The sequence below is a fragment of the Actinorugispora endophytica genome (assembly GCF_004363075.1).
Taxonomy (GTDB): Bacteria; Actinomycetota; Actinomycetes; order Streptosporangiales; family Streptosporangiaceae; genus Actinorugispora; species Actinorugispora endophytica.
In genome coordinates, this window is sequence record NZ_SNYN01000008.1 from 1 (window position 1) to 18,770 (window position 18,770).

Consider the following 18,770-nt stretch of genomic DNA (forward strand, 5'->3'; position numbering starts at 1 on the left):
CCCTGGGGGCGGGGGGGGGGGGGGGTGGGGTGGGGGGGGGGGGCCCCCCCCCCCCCCCGCCCCCCCCCGGGGCCCCCCCCCCACGACCGTCAACAAAACCACCGGTGCCCGGATCCACCCCCGCACCGGAGGTTCTCTATGGAGACTCCCGCGCCGGAAACACCCTCGAACCTGACGGGGGTCGTCAGGTTCGGAGGCCATACTCGTCTCCCATGACGACATGGGAATCCTTCGCCGCCCAGGCGCCCGGGCTCGCCTCGGCGGTGCGCGCCCGCTTCGAGGCGAACAGGCACCACGTGCTGGCCACCCTGCGCAGGGACGGCGCGCCCCGGGTCAGCGGGACCGAGGTCTCCTTCCACGGCCCGGACCTGGTGATCGGTTCGATGCCCGGCGCGGTCAAGGCGCGCGACCTCCAGCGCGACGGCCGCTTCGCGCTGCACGCGCACACCGGCGACTCCTCCATGGCGGGCGGCGACGCCAAGGTCTCGGGCACCGCCGTGGAGGTGACCGACCCCGACGAGGTCGAGAGGTTCCGGGAGCCGGGCACCCCGCCGGGCCCGTTCCACCTGTTCCGGCTGGAGCTCACCGACGTGGTGCTGACCTCGGTCGAGGGCGACCGCCTGGTCGTCGACGTGTGGCGCGAGGGCGAGGAGACACGCCGGATCTCTCGATGACCTTGACGCCACCGCCCTGGAACCCGCGGGTTCCAGGGCGGTGGCGTCAAGGTCATCGGTGGGTGTGGCGCGGACCCCGGTCAGTTCAGGGACTCCTCCATCGCCTCGACGAGCTCGCCCTCGGGGTCCATGTCCAGGTTCCACAGCATGAGGCCGCGCAGGTCGTGGCGGACGACGTACTCGCCCTTGAGCCGGACCACGTCGGGGTTGTCGTAGGACCACCACTCGTTTCCGTCGAAGACCCAGTAGGCGCCCTGGTCCTCGTCGAAGAAGCGCGCGCCCGCGCGTTCCCTCAGGACGGAGTAGGCCTCGGTCGCCGTGCCGTAGCCGCCCTGCGCGGCCCGCGTGGCCTGGGTGAAACGCCCCTCGCCGTCCTCTCCGGGGGCGACCCCGCTCCACCCCCGGCCGTAGCCCGGCAGGCCCAGCACCAGCTTCTCCGGGGGCAGGCCGTAGTCGAGGTACTGGCGCACCGCGCTGTCCGCGCTGGGCTGGTCCGGGGCGTCGTCGGGCGCGTACAGCTGGGAGTGGTGGCCCGTGACGTCGCTCCACGACCCGGTGAAGTCGTATCCCTGCACGGTCGCGAAGTCGAGGTGCCCGAACACCTCGGGCTCGTAGCTGTCCCGCATGATCCGGGCGTCGTGCGACAGCGAGGCCGACAGCGTGTACTCCTCGCCGGTCTCGGCCTCCAGCGCGTCCAGCTGCTCGCGGAACTCGGTCACGACCAGGGTGAAGTTGTGCTTGTCCTCGGGCCGCACCGTGTTGCCGGGGTGCCCGTTGCCGCCGGGCCACTCCCAGTCCAGGTCGATACCGTCGAAGATCCCCGCGGCCACCCCCTCGCCTCCCTGGGGCTCCCCCGGGAGCTTCGGCAGGTTCCCGCGCAGCCACAGGTCCACGCACGAGGAGACGAACCGCCGGCGGGACTCCTCGGTCCGCACCGCGTCGGAGAAGTGCGTCGACCAGTTCCAGCCTCCCAGCGAGATGCTGGCGTCGAGGTGCGGGTACTTCTCCTGGAGCTTGCGCAGCTGGTTGAGGCTGCCCGCGAGCGGCTGCTCGTACGTGTCGCCCACCCCGTCCACGCTGTCGTCGGCGTCGTAGCGGTGCTGGAAGATCTGCCACGGCTGGTCGGCGTCGGCCGGGATGTGGCACAGGCCCTCGGCGTTGACGTCGCCGAACGCCCACATCAACCGGTTCAGCCGCGCGGCCGCTCCGCTCTCGTCGATGTCCTTGATCGAGTAGCCCCGGTTGGCGGTGTTCCAGTCGGCGAAGTAGGCCAGGCTCTCCTTCGGACCGAAGGCCGGCACCGCGCGGGTGAACGCCGCGAAGGTGCTCACGAAGAGGGAGCACAGCGCCATGGCCAGAACCGTCCACAACAGGACCCCCCGGCTCCGTCGGAACGAAGGGGTGCTTCCGCGCCGATGGCGAGCAGGCATGCTTCACAAGGTATAGGGCCGACGGCTCGTTGGCCCAGGGGAACCCGCGCGAGACCGGAATCGGTCCCGTGGGAACCCCGGCCGCCGTTCCGCTCGTTGTCCACTGCGGCGCGGCGGCGGAACCGTCACTCCAGGAAGTCGCGGAGCATCTGGGCGCGCGAGGGCTGGCGCAGCTTCGCCAGCGTCTTGGCCTCGATCTGGCGGATGCGCTCGCGGGTCACCCCGAACTCCCTTCCCACCTCCTCCAGGGTGTGCGGATGCCCGTCGGCCAGGCCGAACCGGAGCGCGATGACGCGCTGCTCCCGTTCGGAGAGCGCGTTCAGCAGACGGGCCAGCTGCTCCTGGAGCAGGATGAACGCCGCGGCCTCCACCGGCACCACGGCGTCGGAGTCCTCGATGAAGTCGCCGAAGTCGGAGTCCTCCTCGCCGATCGGCGACTGCAGGGAGACCGGCTCCTGCGCGATGCGCTGGATCTCGGCGACGCGCTCGCCACCCAGGTCCAGCGCGCGGGAGAGCTCCTCGGGGGTCGGCTCGCGGCCGAGCTCCTGGTGCATCTGGCGCTGGGTCCGGATCAGCTTGTTGATGGTCTCCACCATGTGCACCGGGATGCGGATGGTGCGCGCCTGGTCGGCGATCGCGCGCGTGATGGCCTGGCGGATCCACCAGGTCGCGTACGTGGAGAACTTGTACCCCTTGGCGTAGTCGAACTTCTCCACGGCGCGGATCAGGCCGAGGTTGCCCTCCTGGACGAGGTCCAGAAGCATCAGGCCGCGCCCGATGTAGCGCTTGGCGATGGACACCACCAGGCGCAGGTTGGCCTCGATCAGCCGGCGCTTGGCGCGCTCCCCCTCGCGGACCAGGGAGCGGAGGTCGGCGATCCGGTCGGGGTCGATCTGGGACGGGACCGGGAGCGTCCGCACGACGCGGAGCTTCTGCTCGGCGTAGAGTCCGATCTCGATCGATTGGGCGAATTCCACTTCTTCTTCTGCCGTGAGCAGCGGAACACGGCCGATCTCGCGCAGGTAGATGCGGACGAGGTCGCTGGTGGGCGCGCGGCGCCCCCGTTCCTCGACGGCCCGGGCGTCGTCGGCGGCCGGGTCGACGACGTCGATCCCCTGCCGCTCCAGGTCTCTCACGACCTGGTCGAACGCCTCGGGCGGGGCATCGAACCGGTCCAGGGCGGACACGACGTCGGTCACCGAGACCGCGCCCTCGTTCCTTCCGCCCGCGACCAGTTCCACCACCTGCCGGACCGGTGGTGTCTCGCTTGGCAGCACCGAAAGAGCCACTCCTACAGTGTGCCCGGTGTCACCCCGCCATGGTGAGGTCTACTTTTGTCACCCTTGTGTCACGCGGCACCGCCGGACCGCTCCCGCATCGTGCGTTTGCGCTGTTCAACAGTCATCAGTTCGGTGAAGACCCGCTGGTATTCCTCGGCCTGGGCGATCGGGTCGAGCCGCCCCAGCTGCGACTTGAGGTTTGTGACCTGACGATTGATGGAATGAACCCTGATCGTGCCGATGACCTCTCCGGCGGTGTGCTCGTCGAGTTCTCCGTAGATCTCGACCGGTTCCACCGCCAGCCGGGTGACGAACCCCCGCTGCTCCTCGTTGCGGGCGGCCTCGCGCAGCCGGCCGGCCCACTGCGCCGGGTCCTGGGCCGCGGCCACCCCGCCCTGGTCCCGCAGCAGCCGGAACACGACCCGGTGCTGGGAGACGGTGAACGCGTCCTCGTCGAGCTGGTCGAACTCGCCCGACAGCGCCGGGTGCTGCACCGCGAGCTTGAGCGCGAGCCGCTCGCGCTGCACCGACGGGTCGCGCGGGTCGTAGGGCGCGCTCTCGGCGGGCGCGGCGGGCGCGGGCGCGGGCCGCCCGCCGCGCTGGGGGCGCCCCTGGTTCATGTGCTGGCGCACCCGCCTGCTGACGAACTCCTCGTCCATGATGCCGAGCCAGCGGTCCAGGCTGACCCCGTAGAGCTTGCGGACCCCGGCGTTGCGGATGCTCGCCACGATGGGCGCGGCCGCGTCCAGCGCGGCGAGGCGGCCCTCGGGGGTGTCGAGGTTGTGCCCCTCGAACTTGCTGCGGATCATGAACTCGTACAGCGGTTTCTTCGCCTCGACCAGGTCCCGCACCGCGCCGTCGCCGTGCCGGATGCGCAGGTCGCACGGGTCGAGCCCGTCGGGCTGCACCGCGACGAAGGTCTCCGAGGCGAACCCGTGCTCCTCCGCGAACGCGCGCAGCGCCGCGTTCTGCCCGGCCTTGTCGCCGTCGAAGGTGAACACGACCTCGCCGCCGAACTCCGAGCGGCCCAGGAGCAGCCGCCGCAGGATCTTGAGGTGCTCCTCGCCGAAGGAGGTGCCGCAGGTGGCGATGGCGGTGGTGACGCCCGCCAGGTGGCAGGCCATCACGTCGGTGTAGCCCTCGACGACCACGGCCCTGCGCTGCCTGGCGATCTCCTTCTTGGCCAGGTCCAGGCCGTACAGCAGGCCGCTCTTCTTGAAGAGCGGGGTCTCCTGCGTGTTGAGGTACTTGGGCCCGTCGTCGCCGGGGTCGAGCTTGCGCGCGCCGAACCCGACGACCTCGCCGGTGACCTCGCGCACCGGCCACAGCAGCCGGTTGCGGAACTTGTCGTAGGGGCCGCGCCGTCCCTGGCTGGCCAGTCCGCCGAGGATGATCTCCTTGTCGGTGAAGCCCTTCTTGCGCAGGTGCGAGGTGAGCGACTCCCAGCCGGGCGGGGCGTACCCGACCCCGAAGCGCTCGGCGTCGGCCCGGGCGAACCCGCGCTCGGTGAGGAAGCGCCGCGCCTCCTGCGCCTGCGGGGAGAGCAGCTGCTCGGCGTAGAACTCCGCCGCGGCCCGGTGCGCCTCGATCAGCCGCTGGCGCTGGCCCTGCTCGTTGCGCGGGACGTACCCGCCCTGCTCGTAGCGGAGCTGGATGCCCGCCCCCCGCGCGAGGGTCTCGATCGCCTCGACGAAGCTCAGGTGCTCGATCTTCTGCACGAAGGCGATGACGTCGCCGCCCTCGCCGCACCCGAAGCAGTACCAGAGGTTGCGCGCCGGGGTGACGTTGAAGGAGGGGGACTTCTCGTCGTGGAAGGGGCACAGGCCCTTCAGGGAGCCGCCGCCGGCGCTGCGGAGCTGGAGGTACTCGCCGACGATGTCGGCGATGGGTGAGCGCTCCCGTACGAGGGCGACGTCTTCGTCTCTGATTCGACCGGCCACGGGAATCAGACTAGTTCGTCCCGACGACTCGGGACGGACCGGCGCGGAGCCTGTGGACGGACCCGGGCCGGACCCGGTGCCCGGTGGCCCTGGCCCTCTCGCGGCCGGAAGCGCTCCGGACCCCGAAAACACCGGGACCGACCGGAAAGGGCCACGGGAGGCGCGGAGCGGCCGGGCTCAGCCGATCTCGGCGCTGCGCAGCACGCCCCTGGACTCGTAGGCGGAGCGGACCGCGCCCGAGAGGGAGTCCAGTCCGTTGCGCACCTTGGCCACGCCGACGGCGCCGCCCATCATGCCGGTGCTGGCCAGGAACAGCGAGACCGTGACGGTGCCGTCGGGGTTCGGGTCGATCTGCAGGGAGTACGGGTAGTACACGGAGAACGCGCCGAGCAGCATCGCCTTGACCTTGCTGCCCTTCTCCGCCAGTCCGCGCTGGGGGCTCTCCCAGGAGAAGCGGAACTGCTGCTGGGCCAGCGTCTCCTGGAGGATGCTCCGGGCGCCCTCGGTGTCGGCGGCCACCACGAACTTCGAGTACTTCGCCATGCGTGTCTTCTCTCTCTGCCGACGGGCGCCGGGGTCCCCCGGCCCCGCCCGGTGCGGTCCTGACCGGGCAGAACTTACCGTGGCCGCCTGTACGCCAGGCGGCCGCGGCATAACAACCCCGTCACATCGCGGCGGTCGGGGCCCGTTCCGGCGGCTCCTCCGCCGGGAGCCGGCCACCGCCGCCCGCGCCGGAGCGGTCCCGCCCGCCCCGGCGCGGGCCGACCCGGTTCTTGTTGTAGATGTCGAAGGCCACGGCCGCGAGCAGGACCAGGCCCTTGATGCCCTGCTGCCAGTCCACGCCCAGGCCGATCAGCGACATCCCGTTGTTCATGACGCCCATGACCAGGGCGCCCACGACCGCGCCGATGACGGTTCCCACGCCTCCGGCGGCGGAGGCCCCGCCGATGAAGGCCGCGGCGATCGCGTCCAGTTCGAACATCGTCCCGGCCCGCGGGGTGGCCGCGTTGAGCCGGGCCATGAAGACCAGACCGGCCAGCGCCGAGAGCGCGCCCATCGTCACGAACACCCAGAACGTCGTCTGCCTGGTCTTGACGCCCGACAGCATCGCCGCCTTCTCGTTGCCGCCCACGGCGTAGACGTGCCGCCCCGCCACCGTGGTGTTCATGACGAACGAGAACACCACGATCAGCGCGACCAGCAGCACCCCGACCACCGGGATCCCGTTGTGGACCGCCAACACGCAGGCGAAGGCGTTGACCACGACGGCGGTGGCGGCGGCCCTGGCCCAGAACAGGCCCCGCGAGGACACCGGCAGCCCGTGCCCGGCGGAACGGACCCGCCCCCGCCACTGCGACCACACCAGGGCCGCGGAGGACAGCGCACCGAGCAGGAGGGTGAGCACGTGCACCTCGGCGTCGACCACGTCGGGCACGTACCCCGAGCCGAGTGCGCGCAGGCTGTCGGGCAGCGGACCGACCGACTCCCCGCCCAGCACGACCATCGTCGCGCCGCGGAAGATCAGCATCCCGGCGAGGGTGACGATGAAGGAGGGGATGCGCACGTAGGCCACCCAGAAGCCCTGCCAGGCCCCGATGAGGGCGCCCGCGAGCAGGGCGGCGGGCACCACGGCCCACACCGGCAGCCCCCAGGAGGTCAGCATCACGGCGGACAGCGCCCCGACGAACGCGACGATCGAGCCGACCGACAGGTCGATGTGGCCGGTGATGATGACCAGCATCATCCCGATCGCCAGGATCAGGACGTAGCTGTTCTGCATGATGAGGTTGGTGATGTTGAGCGGCCTGAGCAGCAGCCCGCCCGTGAGGATCTCGAACAGGACGACGATCGCCAGGAGCGCCATCACCATCCCGTACTGGCGGGCGTTGCCGCGCAGCAGGTCGCGGACGGCGCTCATCGGGCACCGGCCCGGGCCGTGGTCATCAGTCGCATGAGGGTCTCCTGGTCGGCGCGGTCGCGGGGCACCTCTCCGGTGATCCGGCCGTCGTTCATGGTGTAGACGCGGTCGCACATCCCGATCAGCTCCGGCAGCTCCGAGGAGATCAGCAGCACGCCCTTCCCCTGCCGGGCGAGGCTCTGGATGATCAGGTAGATCTCGTACTTGGCTCCGACGTCGATGCCGCGCGTGGGCTCGTCGAGGATGAGCAGGTCGGGTTCGGTGAACATCCACTTGCCGAGGACGACCTTCTGCTGGTTGCCGCCGCTGAGCTGTCCGGCGGCCTGGAAGACGTCTCGGCTCTTGACCCGCATCCGGCGGCGGGCGTCGTCGGCCCGGACCGCCTCGCGCGCGGGGTCGATCACCCCGTTGCGGCTGACCCGGTCGAGCCCGGCCAGGGTGATGTTGCGGAGGATGTCGTCGTCCAGCAGCAGGCCCAGTTCCTTGCGGTCCTCGGGAACGTAGGCGATGCCGTGGGCGATGGCCTCGCTCACGTCGCGGATCCTGACGGGGCGGCCGCCCTTGCGCAGGGAGCCGCTGACGTACCGGCCGTAGGAGCGGCCGAACACGCTCATCGCGAACTCGGTCCGCCCGGCTCCCATCAACCCGGCCAGGCCCACGATCTCGCCGCCGCGCACGGACAGCGACGCGCCGTCGACCACGCGCCGGTCCAGCTGGGAGGGGTGGTCCACGGTCCAGTCGACCACCTCGAACAGCACCCGCCCCGGGCGGCTCTCGCGCTCGGGGTAGCGGTGGTCCATGTCGCGCCCCACCATGCCCCGGATGATGCGGTCCTCGGTCACCTCGCCCGAGGCCGTGTCCAGGGTCTCGATGGTCCGCCCGTCGCGCAGGACCGTGACGGTGTCGGCCACCCGGGTGATCTCGCCGAGCTTGTGGGAGATCAGGATGGCGGTGATGCCCTGGCCGCGCAGCTCCCGCAGGAGGTCGAGCAGGTTGGCGCTGTCGGTCTCGTTCAGCGCCGACGTCGGCTCGTCCAGGATCAGCAGGCGCACGTCCTTGGAGAGCGCCTTGGCGATCTCGACCAGCTGCTGCTGCCCCACGCCCAGGTCGGACACCGGGACCGAGGGGTCCTGGTCGAGGCCGACCCGTTCCAGCAGGCCGCGCGCCTGCCCGAAGGTGCGGCCCCAGTCGACCACGCCGCGCCGGGCCCGCTCGTTGCCCAGGAAGATGTTCTCGGCGATGGACAGCTGCGGGACCAGTGCCAGCTCCTGGTGGATGATGGCGATCCCCGCCGCCTCGCTGTCGCGGACGCCGCGGAAGGCCGCGGGCGCGCCGTCCACCAGGATCTCGCCGCTGTAGGAGCCGTGCGGGTAGACCCCGCTGAGCACCTTCATCAGGGTGGACTTGCCCGCCCCGTTCTCGCCCATGAGGGCGTGGACCTCTCCTCGCCCGACCCTCAGGGAGACGTCCTCCAGCGCCTTGACGCCGGGGAACTCCTTGCCGATCGCCCTCATCTCCAGAATGGTGTCGCGCATCGCGGTCGGCTCCTCCTTCTCCGTGGCGGGGCCGGGGCGCCCGACCGCGCCCCGGCCCCGGGGCGTGTCAGCTCAGCTGCTCTTCGGTGTAGTAGCCGCTGTCCACGAGGACCTCCTCGTAGTTGGAGGCGTCCACGGACACGGGTTCGAGCAGGTGGGACGGCACGACCTTGACCCCGTTGTCGTAGGTCTCGGTGTCGTTGACCTCCGGCTCGGTGCCGTTGGCCACCGCGTCGACCATGGAGACCGCCACGTCCGCGAGCTCGCGGGTGTCCTTGAACACCGTCTGGGTCTGCTCCCCGGCGATGATCGACTTGACGGAGGCCACCTCGGCGTCCTGGCCGGTGATGACGGGCATCGGCCTGGCGTCGGTGCCGTACCCGGCGCTCTTGAGCGCGGAGATCACCCCGATGCTGATGCCGTCGTAGGGCGACAGGACGGCGTCCAGGTCCTCGTCCGCGTAGTGGGCGCTGACCAGGTTGTCCATCCGGGCCTGCGCGGTGGCGCCGTCCCAGCGCAGCGTCGCGATCTGCTCCATCGAGGTCTGTCCGCTGCGGACGTCCAGCACGCCGGAGTCGATGTGGGGTCGGAGCACCGACATCGCGCCGTCGTAGAAGAAGTAGGCGTTGTTGTCGTCGGGGGACCCGCCGAACAGCTCGATGCTGAAGGGGCCCTCCTCCTCGGCCAGGTTCAGCTCCTCCGCCAGGTAGGTCGCCTGCAGGACGCCGACCTGGAAGTTGTCGAACGTGGCGTAGTAGTCGACGTTCTCCGTGCCGAGGATGAGCCGGTCGTAGGAGATGACCGGGATCTCCTGGTCCGCGGCCTGCTGCAGGACGTCGGTGAGCGCCTCGCCGTCGATCGCGGCGACGACGAGCGCGTCCACGCCCTTGGTGATCATGTTCTCGATCTGGGAGACCTGGTTCTCGACCACGTCCTCGGCGTACTGCAGGTCGGTGCCGTATCCCAGCTCCTCGAACTGCTCGACCATGTTCCGGCCGTCGTTGACCCAGCGCTCGGAGGACTGCGTCGGCATCGCGATGCCGACCAGCCCCTCCTCGCCGCGGTTCGCGGCGTCGCCCACGGCGCATCCGCTCAGGAGGGTGGCCAGGGCGGCCGCCCCTGCCAGCAGGACTCTGTTCCGTCTCATGTGGAAACGACCTCATTCGGTTGGGGGTCCGGTGGGGCTCCCGGCGGTCCGGGAAGGGGGGCGGGCCGGGGAGGCCCTGGTCAGGATTTCGTCGCGGCCATCCGCACGACGGTCCACGACACCGGCGGCAGCACGACGCCGAGGCGGCCGCCGTCCAGGCGGACGTCCTTGCCGGGCCGGGGCGCGACGCGGTCGGGGTCCCGCGCGGTGTTGACCGCGCGGTGGTCGGCGTCCGCCAGGGTCAGGCACTCCACGACCCGGTCGACGCCCAGGGGGCGGGCGTCCACGTCGAGGGCGACCGGCTCGTCGACGGAGCGGTTGACCACGAACACCGCGGCCTCCCCGGTCTCCGCGTCGTGGGTGGCGACGGCGTCCACGACGGCGACGTCGCCGAACCGCGCGGTCTCGTGCGCGGGTGAGACCGGCTCCACCCGGAGCACCTGGCCCCGGGCGGCCCGGGCGGTCTGGGCGAAGGGGTGGAAGACGGTCTGCCGCCAGGCCGGGCCGCCGGGCTCGGTCATGATCGGCGCGATGACGTTGACCAGCTGGGCCTGGCTGGCCGAGGTCACCCGGTCGCTGTGGCGCAGCAGCGAGATCAGCAGGCCGCCGACCACGACGGCGTCGGCGAGGTGGTAGCGGTCCTCGATGACGCGCGGGGCCACCGGCCAGTCCTCGCGGGGCTCCTCGGCCTGGAAGCGGCTCAGGTACCACACGTTCCACTCGTCGAAGGAGAGCATGATCCGCTTGCGATCGCGCAGCCGCGCCCCGACGGCGTCGGCGGTGGCCGTCACCGAGTCGACGAAGTGGTCCATGTCCACCGCCGACGCCAGGAAGCTCCGCAGGTCGCCGTCGTGCTCCTCGTAGTAGGCGTGCAGGGAGACGTAGTCGACGGCGTCGTACGCCTGCTCCAGGACCTCGGCCTCCCACGCCCCGAAGGTGGGCATCGACGACCCGGAGCTGCCGCAGACCACCAGTTCCAGGTCGGGCTGGGCCATGCGCATCGCCCGGGCGGTCTCCGCGGCCAGCCGCCCGTACTCGCGGGCGGTCTTGTGGCCGATCTGCCACGGGCCGTCCATCTCGTTGCCCAGGCACCACATGCGGATGCCGTGCGGTTCGACCGCCCCGTTGGCGACGCGCTGGTCGGACAGGCTGGTCCCGCCGGGGTGGTTGGCGTACTCCAGCAGGTCGAGGGCCTCCTGGATGCCGCGGGTGCCCAGGTTCACCGCCGTCATCGGCTCGATGCCGGCCCTGCGCGCCCAGCGCACGAACTCGTCCAGGCCGAACTGGTTGGTCTCGGTGCTGTGCCAGGCCAGGTCGCGGCGGACCGGTCGCGCGGCGCGCGGGCCCACCCCGTCCTCCCACCGGTAGCCGGAGACGAAGTTGCCGCCCGGGTAGCGCACGGTGGTGACGCCCAGTTCCCGGACCAGTTCCAGCACGTCGCCGCGGAAGCCGTCGGCGTCCGCCGTCGGGTGGTCGGGCTCGTAGATACCGGTGTAGACGCACCGGCCCATGTGCTCGACGAAGGAGCCGAAGGTGCGCCGGTGGACGGGCGCGACGCGGAGGGCGGGGTCGAGGGTGAGGGAGGCGTTGAGCATCAGGAGGCTTCTCTCTCGTCTGTGCGGGGCGGGGGCCCGGGGTCAGCCCTTGATGCCGACACCGGCGATGCCGGACACGATCTGGCGTTGGAAGAACAGGAAGACGACGAGCAGTGGCAGCGCGCTGATGACGGCCGCGGCCATGGTCTGGGCGTACTGGAGCCCGTAGGCGCCCTGGACGGTGCCCAGCCCGACGGGGAGCGTCATCATCGCGGGGTCGGTGGTGGCCACGAAGGGCCACAGGAAGTTGTTCCAGGCCCCCACGAAGGTGAAGATGCCGACGGCGGCCAGGACCGGGCGCGACATCGGCAGGACGACGCTCCACAGGACGCGCAGGGGCCCGGCGCCGTCCATGCGGGCGGCGTCCTCGTAGGCGGCCGGGATGCCGTCGAAGAACCGCTTGAGCACGAACACCATCACCGGGGCCACGACCTGGGGCAGCGCGATCCCCCAGTAGGTGTCGACCAGCCCCATGAGGCCCATCTGCGCGAACAGCGGCACGATCAGCACCTGCGGGGGGACCAGGATCCCGGCGACGACGACGGCGAACAGCCAGCCGCGTCCCGGGAACCGGCACTTGGCGAAGCCGTAGGCGGCCAGCACGCACAGGACCAGGGTCAGCGCGGTGACGAGCACCGAGATGATGGCGCTGTTGGCCATCCAGCGCAGCAGGTCGCCGCGGGCCAGGACCGAGGCGTACGCCTGCGTGGTGGGGTTGTCGGTGAGCCAGCGGACGGGCACCGCCGTGGTCTCGGCCTCGGGCTTGACCGAGGTGGCCACCGCCCACAGCAGCGGGGCGAGCCACAGCAGCGCGCACGCCGCGGCCACCGCGTACAGGACCGCGCTCCCCGGGGTGACCCTGATCCGGGGCGCGCGCCGCGCCGGTCCGGTCCGCGCCCCCGCCCGGGGGGTCGTCGTTGCGGCCATGGTCAGTCCTCCTTCCGGGAGAACAGGCGGAACTGGACGATCGAGGCGACGATGACCACCGCGAAGAACAGGTAGGAGACCGCCGACGCGTAGCCGATCCGGAAGCCCGTGAAACCGGACTCGTAGACGTACTGGATGATCGGGCGGGTCGCGGCGTCGGGCAGGCCGATGGTCATCAGGTACATCTGGTCGAAGACCTTCAGCGAGGCGACCAGCTGCAGCACGAGCACCAGCGCCGTGGTGCGCCGCAGCAGCGGCAGGGTGACGCCGCGCAGCCGCTGCCAGGAGCCCGCGCCGTCCAGCGCGGCCGCCTCGTGGACCTCCCGGGGGATGCCCTGGAGCGCGGCGAGGTAGAGCAGGTAGTTGAAGCCCGCCGTCCACCAGGTGGTGGTGGCCACGACCGAGAGCATCGCGAAGCGCTCGTCGGTCAGCCAGTTCACCTCGCCCAGGCCCAGCGCGGCGAGCGTGCCGTTGATCAGTCCGATCCCCGGCTGGTAGATCCACACCCAGATCAGGGTCACCACCGCGACCGGCAGGACGAAGGGGGCGAAGAAGGCGAACCGCAGGAACCAGCCCAGCCGCCGGGCCCGGTCGGTCAGCAGCGCCATGCCCAGTCCCACCAGGACCAGCGGCGGCACGCTGAGCGCGGTGAACACCAGGGTGTTGCGCAGCGAGGACCACACGTTCGGGTCGGCGAGGGCCTCCTGCCAGTTGGCCAGGCCCACGAACCCGGCGGGGGCTCCCGACAGGCTCTGGTCGGTGAGGCTGTAGCCGAGCCCGGTCAGCGTCGGCCAGACCAGGAACAGCGCGTAGCAGGCGACGAAGGGCAGGACGAACCACAGGCCGGTCCAGGAGGCCGGGCGCCGGGGCGCGGTGCCGCCGGGGGGTTCGGGGAGGGAGGGCGCCCGCGCGTCCTCCGTGCTCGTTCTCGTTGTCATGAGGTGGGGACTCCTCGGTGCTGCGGAAGGGGGGCGCCGCCCCGGTCAGATCGGGGCGGGGACGCGCACGAGGGCGCGGACCGCGTCCTTGAACCGCGTCAGGGACTCCTCGGGGGTCGTGGTCCCCTGGTGCAGGCCGGAGAAGACCGCGGTGGCCTCCGTGCTCAGCCGGGCCGCCGACCCGCTGAACCAGATGTCGGGGTCCAGTTCGACGTTCCCGGCCGCCTCGCGGTACTCGGACTGGGGCCGCATCGCCAGGTACTCCTCGCTCTCGACGACCGGCCGGTAGGCGGGGATGTGCCCTCCCCCGGCCCAGGTGAGGCTGTTGCGGAGCATCCAGGCCGCGTACTCCACGGCGGCCGCGGTCACCTCGGGGTCGCGCTCGCGCTGGTGCGGCAGGACGTAGACGTGCGAGTCGCCGCGGGTGCGGTGGTTGCCGAACAGGTCGGGGAACTGGGTGACCGAGAAGTCCATCCCGGCGGTCTCGAAGGTGGGGATCTCCCAGTTGCCCATGAGCCCGAGTCCGCCCCTGCCGTTGGCGAAGTTCGGCGGGGTCCCCGGCGCGTCCGAGCTGCGCGGGGCCAGCCCCTCCTCGGAGAGGCGCCGCAGCACGTCCAGCGCGGCCAGGGCCTTGTCGTCGTCCATCTCGAAGTCGTCGTCGCCGAAGACCATGCGGCCGTCCTGCTGGCGGTACATCGCCCAGAAGTACTGCCAGGGGTTGGTGGTGTCCAGGACGGTTCCGAACTCGCCGGTGACCGCCTTGACCTCGGTGAGCAGGTCGACGAACTCCGCGACGCCGCGCGTCTCGACGAGCCGGCCGCCGGCGTCGAGGACCCCGGCGGAGCGGCAGACCTCCCGGTTGTAGTAGGTGACGACGACGTGGGTGTCCAGGGGGACCGCGTACAGCGCGCCGTCCACGAAGCAGCGCTCCCAGATGTCGGGAGGCAGCACCTCCCCGGAGATCCCGGCCTCGGCCAGGGCGCCCTCGTCGATGGGGTCGATCAGCCGTCCGGGGGCCATGTTGGCCAGTCGGGACAGGTGCAGGGTCGCGATGTCGGAGGCTCGGCCGCCCGCCGCGCCCATCGCGAACTTCGTGTAGAAGGGGTCCCCCCACAGGTAGGTGGTGGGGCGGAAGTCGATGTCGGGGTGCTCGGCCGTGTAGCGCTCGTGCATCTCGACCATCCGGGCGCCGTCGCCTCCGGTGAAGAGGTTCCACTGGCGCAGCCGGGTGCGGTCGTCCAGCACCGAGTCGGCGGGGCCGCACCCGGCCAGGCCCAGCCCGGCGGCGGCGAGCGTCCCGGCCAGCAGCGACCTGCGGCTCGGCGACGGGGGGGTTCCTGCTGCCCTGCGCATGGCGTCTCCTCTTCCGGCCGCCCCGTCAGGAGGCGCGCCGAGGGTTCCTTCGGGCTAGTCGTCTTCTCCGGGGCTCCCGGCGCGCTGACCGTAGACGTTCTGGTAGCGCGCGTAGAGCGCGTCGACGTGCTTCTGGGGCAGCGGCTCCACCGGTCCGTGCTGGCGCGCCAGGTGCACGGTGCGGGCGACGTCCTCGCACATGACCGCGGCCTTGACCGCGGCCCTGGCGTCGGCGCCGATGGTGAACACGCCGTGGCTGCGCATGAGCACCGCCGGCGAGCGGTGGCCCGAGAGGGTGGCCACGATGCCCTTCCCGATGTCGTCGCCGCCGATGAGCGCGAACGGGCCCACCGGGATCTCGGCGCCGAACTCGTCGGCCATCGCGGTGATGGCGCACGGGATCGGCTCCCCTCTGGCCGCCCAGGCGGTGGCGTACGGGCTGTGGGTGTGCACGACGCCGCCCACTCCGGGCATGGACCGGTAGACGTAGGCGTGCGCGGCGGTGTCGCTGGAGGGGCTGTGCGTCCCGTCGACGACCGCCCCGTCGAGGTCGCACACGACCATCGACTCGGGGGTCAGGTCGTCGTAGGACAGGCCGCTGGGCTTGATCACGATCAGGTCGGCGTCGGGGACGCGGGCCGAGATGTTCCCGCTGGTCCAGGTGACCAGGTTCCAGCGGAGGAGTTCGGCGTGGAGGCGGCAGACCTCCGCGCGGAGCCGGTCGACTGCTTCGGTGCGCACGGTCGGGGTGTCCTTAGCTAGCTCTGGGATGCGAGGCGCTCGTTGCGGATGCGGCGCAGGCGGTGCAGCGCGTCGCTGCCGCCCCGGCCGAAGTGGTCGTGCAGGTCGGTGTAGACCGCGTAGAGCCGGTCGTAGGCGTCGGCCCGCTCGGGGTCGGGCATGACCCGGTCGGCGCGCCGGCCGCCCATCGCCGCCGACGCGGCGTGGATGTCGGGGTGCGCCCCCGCCGCGACGGCCGCGTGGATGGCCGCGCCGAGGGCGGGCCCCTGGTCGGAGTCGATGACGCTCAGCGGCCTGCGCAGGACGTCGGCGTAGACGCCCGTCACGAAGGGGTTGCGGGCCAGTCCCCCGGCCACCACGAACTCCTCGACGGGCACGCCCGCCCCGGTGAAGGCCTCCACGATCGTGCGCGCGCCGAACGCGGTGGCCTCCACCAACGCCCGGTAGACCTCTTCCGGGCGGGTGGCCAGCGTCAACCCGGCGATCACCCCCGACAGGTCGTGGTCGACCAGGACCGAGCGGTTCCCGCTGTGCCAGTCCAGCGCGACCAGACCGTGCGCGCCCACCGGTTGGCCCGCGGCCCTGGCCGAGAGCAGCTCGTGCCCGGAGACCCCGGTCCGCTCGGCCTCGCGGGCGTACTCCCCGGGCATCGCCGAGTCGACGAACCAGGCGAAGACGTCGCCGACGCCGCTCTGCCCGGCCTCGTACCCCCACAGACCGGGGACGATCCCGTCGCGGACCACCCCGCACATGCCGGGGACCTCCGCGGGGACGTCGGAGTTCATGATGTGGCAGGTGCTGGTCCCCATGACCGCGAGCATCTGGCCGGGCGCGACCGCCTGCGCGGCGGCCGCGGTGACGTGCGCGTCGATGGTGCCGACCGCGACGGCGATCCCCTCGGGCAGGCCGGTCCAGGCCGCGGCCCGTGCTGTGAGGGAGCCCGCCCGGGTGCCCAGCTGCGCGAGCGGGTGGGCGAGCTTGTCCCGGGCGAAGTCCGCGAATCCGGGGTCCAGCGCGGCCAGGTAATCCCGCGAGGGCCAGGCCCCGTCCTGGTGGATGCCCTTGTACCCGGCAGTGCTGACGTTGCGGGTCTCCCGACCGCACAGCTCCCAGACGATCCAGTCCGCCGCCTCGATCCACCGGTCGGCGCGCGCGTACGCCTCGGGGTCCTCCTCCAGGACCTGCAGCGCCTTGGCGAACTGCCACTCGGAGGAGATCCGCCCCCCGTAGCGGGACAGCCACGCCTCGCCCCGCTCCCGCGCCACCTCGTTGATCCGGTGCGCCTGCGGCTGGGCGGCGTGGTGCTTCCAGAGCTTGGGGTAGGCGTGCGGGCGGTCGGCCAGCCCGGGGATTTCGCACAGCGGCGTCCCGTCGGCGGTCGCGGGCAGGACCGTGCAGGAGGTGAAGTCGGTGCCGATGCCCACCACCCGGTCCGCGGGCACCCCCGCCGCGGCGAGCGCCTCGGGCACGGCCCGGCGCAGGACCCGCCGGTAGTCCTCGGGGACCTGAAGGGCCGTGTCGGGCGCGAGCGGAACCCTGGTCCCGGCCAGGCTCTCGGGAAGCGCCTCCGAGAGAACCGCGTGCTCGTAGGTGTGGACGGCCTCGGCGAGCTGGGCGCCGTCGGCGACCCGCGCGACCACCGCCCGGCCGGACAGGGTCCCGAAGTCGATGCCGACCACGTACTGGTGTTCCCGGGGCGGGCTGCTGGCGTTCTTGGTCATCTGTCAGGTTCCTCGCGAAGGCGCCGGGGGCGGGCGCGCGGTCAGGGGACGCCGGCCCGGACGGCCGGGCGGGCCGGAGCGACGACGGGGACGGGCGGTGGCTCGGGCGGGAGATCGGCGGGGGCGGGCGTTCCTGGGGCGCCTCGTCACACCCCACACCGCTCGGGATGTGACGTGGGCTACATTGTTAGCGCTAACATTAAGGAGCGTCAAGGGCTGTCCCCACAAAAGACCGCGAACCGGGAGAACGGTCGCCGCGCCACGGCCCCGCTTGCTGGCAAGCGCTTACCCACTACCGCGCCGTCCCGCCCCGGCGTCCCGGGGCGCCCGGGCCTCAGGCCAGGGCGGCGTGCCAGGCCAGGGCGGAGGTGTCGGAGAGCGAGGCCACCTGGTCGACGACCACGCGCAGCGCGGCGGCGTCGTCCGGCGCCGCGGCGTAGTCGGCCCGGAAGGGGGCGTCGAGGGTGCCGGGGGCGCCCAGGCGCACGGCCGACACCAGTTCGGCGATCACCTCGCGCTCGCGCGCCTGGTACTCGCGCGCCTCGGTACGGGCCATCACGTAGTGCGCGGCCACCGCCTTGAGCAGCGCGCACTCCAGCAGCCGGGCGCGCGGCACCACCAGGTCGGCGGCGTACCGGGTGAGCGGGGCGGAGCCGTGGACGGCGCGGGTGGCCTGCTCGGCGGCGCGGCAGAACCGCCCGATCAGCTCGCTGGTGAGGTTCTTCAGCGCGGCCAGCGACCGCAGGTCCCCGTCGAAGGAAGCCGGCCAGAACTCCTGGGCCATGAGGCCGTCGAAGACCTCTTCGAGCTCGGCCCGGCCGGCGTCGCAGTAGCGCGCGGCGGCCGTCGCGCACACCTCGGAGCGCTCGGCGGGGCTGCGCAGCGCGTCCAGCCGGACCAGCCCGGCGTACAGCCCGTCCTCCAGGTCGTGCACGGAGTAGGCGACGTCGTCGGACCAGTCCATGACCTGCGCCTCGAAGCAGACCCGGCCCTGCGGCGCGCCCTCGCGCACCCAGGCGAAGACGTCGGCGTCGTCGGCGTAGGCGTTGAACTTGTGCGTGTCGGGGCCGCGACCGCGCTCCCAGGGGTACTTGAGGGTGGCGTCCAGGGCCGCGCGGGTCAGGTTGAGCCCGGCGCTGCGGCCGTCGGCGGTGACGACCTTGCCCTCCAGCCGGGTGAGCAGCCGCAGGCTCTGCGCGTTGCCCTCGAACCCGCCGCAGGACCGCGCGGCGGCGTCCAGCGCGGTCTCCCCGTTGTGCCCGAACGGCGGATGGCCCAGGTCGTGCGCCAGGCAGGCCGCCTCGACCAGGTCGGGATCGCAGCCGAGCCCCTGGCCGAGTTCGCGCCCGATCTGGGCGCACTCCAGCGAATGGGTGAGCCGGGTACGGGGGAAGTCGCTCGCCCCCGGCTGCACCACCTGGGTCTTGGCGGCGAGCCTGCGCAGCGCGAAGCTGTGCAGGACGCGGGCCCGGTCCCGCTCGAAGGCTCCCCGGGCCCGGTTCTTGGGCGGCTCCGCGACCCACCGCCGCAGGTCGTGCCCGCTGTAGGTGTCCGCCGAGGTCTTTGGCATG

Annotated in this window: 15 protein-coding genes; 1 reads left to right on the forward strand and 14 read right to left on the reverse strand. The window is 72.1% G+C overall.

Translation table 11 applies throughout. The annotated features are described in order from the left end of the window. Positions 1 to 212: 212 nt before the first annotated feature. The gene (locus EV190_RS12355; RefSeq protein ID WP_133741685.1) at positions 213 to 674 is read left to right on the forward strand and encodes a pyridoxamine 5'-phosphate oxidase family protein; all 462 of its coding nucleotides are present in this window, start codon (positions 213 to 215) and stop codon (positions 672 to 674) included. 80 nt (positions 675 to 754) lie between these two features. Here EV190_RS12355 and EV190_RS12360 read toward each other — a convergent pair whose 3' ends face one another. The 14 genes from EV190_RS12360 to EV190_RS12425 form a co-directional block, all read right to left on the reverse strand. Continuing rightward, positions 755 to 2,026: a glycoside hydrolase family 18 protein gene (locus EV190_RS12360; protein WP_133741808.1), complete on the reverse strand. Its 1,272-nt coding sequence runs from the start codon at positions 2,024 to 2,026 to the stop codon at positions 755 to 757. A 203-nt stretch (positions 2,027 to 2,229) separates the two neighbouring features. Further along, positions 2,230 to 3,381, reverse strand: a complete 1,152-nt coding sequence (gene rpoD / locus EV190_RS12365; RefSeq protein WP_133741686.1) for an RNA polymerase sigma factor RpoD — start codon at positions 3,379 to 3,381, stop codon at positions 2,230 to 2,232. A gap of 71 nt (positions 3,382 to 3,452) precedes the next feature. Then, positions 3,453 to 5,324, reverse strand: a complete 1,872-nt coding sequence (gene dnaG / locus EV190_RS12370) for a DNA primase (protein ID WP_133741687.1) — start codon at positions 5,322 to 5,324, stop codon at positions 3,453 to 3,455. 177 nt (positions 5,325 to 5,501) lie between these two features. Further along, positions 5,502 to 5,867: a hypothetical protein gene (locus EV190_RS12375; RefSeq protein ID WP_133741688.1), complete on the reverse strand. Its 366-nt coding sequence runs from the start codon at positions 5,865 to 5,867 to the stop codon at positions 5,502 to 5,504. 121 nt (positions 5,868 to 5,988) lie between these two features. Further along, positions 5,989 to 7,242, reverse strand: a complete 1,254-nt coding sequence (gene mmsB / locus EV190_RS12380; protein WP_133741689.1) for a multiple monosaccharide ABC transporter permease — start codon at positions 7,240 to 7,242, stop codon at positions 5,989 to 5,991. Beyond that, entirely contained in the window at positions 7,239 to 8,777 is a 1,539-nt protein-coding gene (gene mmsA, locus EV190_RS12385; RefSeq protein WP_208113159.1) for a multiple monosaccharide ABC transporter ATP-binding protein, read from the reverse strand. Before mmsA ends, mmsB begins: the two co-directional genes overlap by 4 nt. Positions 8,778 to 8,844: 67 nt before the next feature. Further along, positions 8,845 to 9,924, reverse strand: coding sequence for a multiple monosaccharide ABC transporter substrate-binding protein (gene chvE, locus EV190_RS12390; protein WP_133741690.1), 1,080 nt, complete (start codon positions 9,922 to 9,924; stop codon positions 8,845 to 8,847). An 80-nt stretch (positions 9,925 to 10,004) separates the two neighbouring features. Beyond that, a complete protein-coding gene (gene arfA / locus EV190_RS12395; RefSeq protein WP_133741691.1) occupies positions 10,005 to 11,519 on the reverse strand; it encodes an arabinosylfuranosidase ArfA in 1,515 nt (504 codons plus the stop codon). 42 nt (positions 11,520 to 11,561) lie between these two features. Further along, positions 11,562 to 12,446, reverse strand: a complete 885-nt coding sequence (locus EV190_RS12400) for a carbohydrate ABC transporter permease (protein WP_133741692.1) — start codon at positions 12,444 to 12,446, stop codon at positions 11,562 to 11,564. 2 nt (positions 12,447 to 12,448) lie between these two features. After that, a complete protein-coding gene (locus EV190_RS12405) occupies positions 12,449 to 13,384 on the reverse strand; it encodes a carbohydrate ABC transporter permease (protein ID WP_133741693.1) in 936 nt (311 codons plus the stop codon). A 45-nt stretch (positions 13,385 to 13,429) separates the two neighbouring features. Further along, positions 13,430 to 14,737, reverse strand: a complete 1,308-nt coding sequence (locus EV190_RS12410) for an extracellular solute-binding protein (RefSeq protein ID WP_133741694.1) — start codon at positions 14,735 to 14,737, stop codon at positions 13,430 to 13,432. Positions 14,738 to 14,791: 54 nt separating this feature from the next. Next, the gene (locus tag EV190_RS12415; RefSeq protein WP_133741695.1) at positions 14,792 to 15,478 is read right to left on the reverse strand and encodes an L-ribulose-5-phosphate 4-epimerase; all 687 of its coding nucleotides are present in this window, start codon (positions 15,476 to 15,478) and stop codon (positions 14,792 to 14,794) included. 17 nt (positions 15,479 to 15,495) lie between these two features. Then, positions 15,496 to 17,199, reverse strand: a complete 1,704-nt coding sequence (araB, locus tag EV190_RS12420) for a ribulokinase (protein ID WP_208113160.1) — start codon at positions 17,197 to 17,199, stop codon at positions 15,496 to 15,498. Between the two features lie 334 nt (positions 17,200 to 17,533). Beyond that, positions 17,534 to 18,769 (reverse strand): deoxyguanosinetriphosphate triphosphohydrolase, encoded by a 1,236-nt coding sequence (locus EV190_RS12425; protein ID WP_133741811.1) that lies wholly within the window; start codon positions 18,767 to 18,769, stop codon positions 17,534 to 17,536. Between the last annotated feature and the right edge of the window lies 1 nt (position 18,770).